The organism is Acinetobacter endophylla, assembly GCF_053543775.1.
In genome coordinates this window covers 1-2,029 of the sequence record NZ_JBLVOM010000087.1, presented here as the reverse complement: position 1 = coordinate 2,029, position 2,029 = coordinate 1, and the positions used below count along the sequence as shown (strand labels likewise).

Sequence of the window (2,029 nt, the reverse complement as noted above, 5' to 3'; positions counted from 1 at the left end):
AACCTTCCAGCGCTTTGTCCAGATAATCGTCTTCCTGATCCATGATGTCAGCAAAGAACAGATTTGGTGATTTACCCCCCAGTTCCAGCGTCACCGGAATAATATTTTCGGTGGCATATTGCATGATCATCTGACCGACGGCGGTGGAACCGGTAAAGGCAATCTTGGCAATGCGTGGGTTGGTGGCTAGCGGGCGACCGACTTCAACCCCATAACCATTGACGATATTCAGGACACCCGGTGGCAAAATATCCTGAATCAGTTCAGCCAGCACCAGAATGCTGACCGGAGTCTGTTCTGCAGGTTTCAACACAATGCAGTTGCCCGCAGCCAGGGCAGGTGCCAGTTTCCAGACAGCCATCAGAATCGGAAAGTTCCACGGGATAATCTGACCCACGACGCCCAACGGCTCATGAAAATGATAAGCAATCGTATCTTCATCAATTTCGGAAATGCCGCCTTCCTGCGCACGAATACAGCCGGCAAAATAACGGAAATGGTCAATAGCCAGCGGAATATCGGCAGCCAGCGTTTCACGGATCGGTTTGCCGTTATCCCAGGTTTCTGCCACTGCCAGCAGTTCCAGATTTTGTTCCAGACGATCGGCAATTTTCAACAGAATATTGGAGCGGGTGGTCGGCGATGCTCTGTTCCATTGTTCTTTGGCTTTGTGCGCTGCATCCAGGGCCAATTCAATGTCTTCTACAGAAGAACGCGGAACCTTGGTAAAGACTTTGCCATCTACCGGAGAGATGTTGTCAAAGTATTCACCTTTGACCGGAGCGACCCATTCGCCGCCAATAAAATTCTCGTATTGTGCTTTAAAATGAACTTTTGAATCAGGTTGATTAGGATCGACGTAACGCATATGTATTTCCTTTGCTTATTTTCGTATGGCAAAACCGCTTCTACAGCTTTGGTATAAGGTACTTCTGCATCTTATTTGATTAATATAACTGGTATAAGGTTGGAAAAAGGTTGGAGCTAGCATGTTCACGATATTTTCATCCATTTTAAAAAAATAACGATTACAGCGGATGTAAATCATGAATTGTTGTGAGAATAAGGAATGATGACAAAACAAGATTTGATGGAAAAAAGGCACAATACTGATCAGCTTCGGCAAAACAGCAGTTTGTCTCCCTTACATGCAGAACAGCTGGGACAGAGTATTGCCAGCTCCTGGCAACGTTCATCCTCGGCTGAAATCCCGAAGAATCGTTTAGCAGCACCGCTGACGGATTTAAAAAAGACCACTTCTTCCTCAACTTTAGCCCAAGCCCTGCAACATTGTGCTCAGGATTTAAAACATATTGCCGAGCAATCTTCTATGGTGCTGGCGGTCGGAGATATCGGCAGCACCATCATTTGGGCAGCTTCTAGCCCACAAATGCAAAGTGCCGCAGAAAGTGTACATTTTATTGAAGGTGGGCAATGGCGCGAAGAGCTAGTCGGAACCAATGCATTGGCATTATCCTTAAAAACTCAACAATCCAGCTGTGTCTTTTCCAGTGAACATTACATGTCCTCCATTCATGATTGGGTTTGTTACGCTGCCCCGATTATTGATCCCTATTCAAAACAGGTCTTAGGTGTCATTGATCTGTCGACTACCTGGCCAAAGCATAACAGTTTAGCACTACTAGCTGCGGAGCGCTGTGCTACGATCATCCAGTCGGCTCTACTAGAATGCCAGAAGCAGCGCCTGTTTATTCGAGCTTTTTCAGTACCTCAAGTGCTGTTTAATGGCAAGATGCTGGTTCTGACTCCTCGACAGATTGAAATTCTGACCATTCTAGCCTTATGTCCGCAGGGTCTGAGTCTAGATACATTGCATCAAGCCTTATATGGCGAGCGCAAGGTCAGTATGGGTACTTTAAAAGCAGAAATGTCACAATTACGCGATTTATTAGGTGGTATGCTGGGTTCCAGACCCTATCGTTTATTGGCGCATGTAGAGGCTGATTTTTTAATGACAGAGCAATCTTTAGATGCTGGGTATATCGATTCAGCCTTGAAATTATGTACC

General features: G+C 45.8%; 2 protein-coding genes. One reads left to right on the top strand and one right to left on the bottom strand.

The window, feature by feature from the left end; all coding sequences use genetic code 11:
- Positions 1 to 868: aldehyde dehydrogenase family protein (locus ACNPNW_RS05335; protein ID WP_448766651.1), on the bottom strand; the 868-nt coding region annotated here is incomplete at its 3' end.
- A gap of 201 nt (positions 869 to 1,069) precedes the next feature.
- On the opposite strand from ACNPNW_RS05335, the gene ACNPNW_RS05330 reads away from it, so the two are divergent.
- Positions 1,070 to 2,029: helix-turn-helix domain-containing protein (locus ACNPNW_RS05330; protein ID WP_448766650.1), on the top strand; the 960-nt coding region annotated here is incomplete at its 3' end.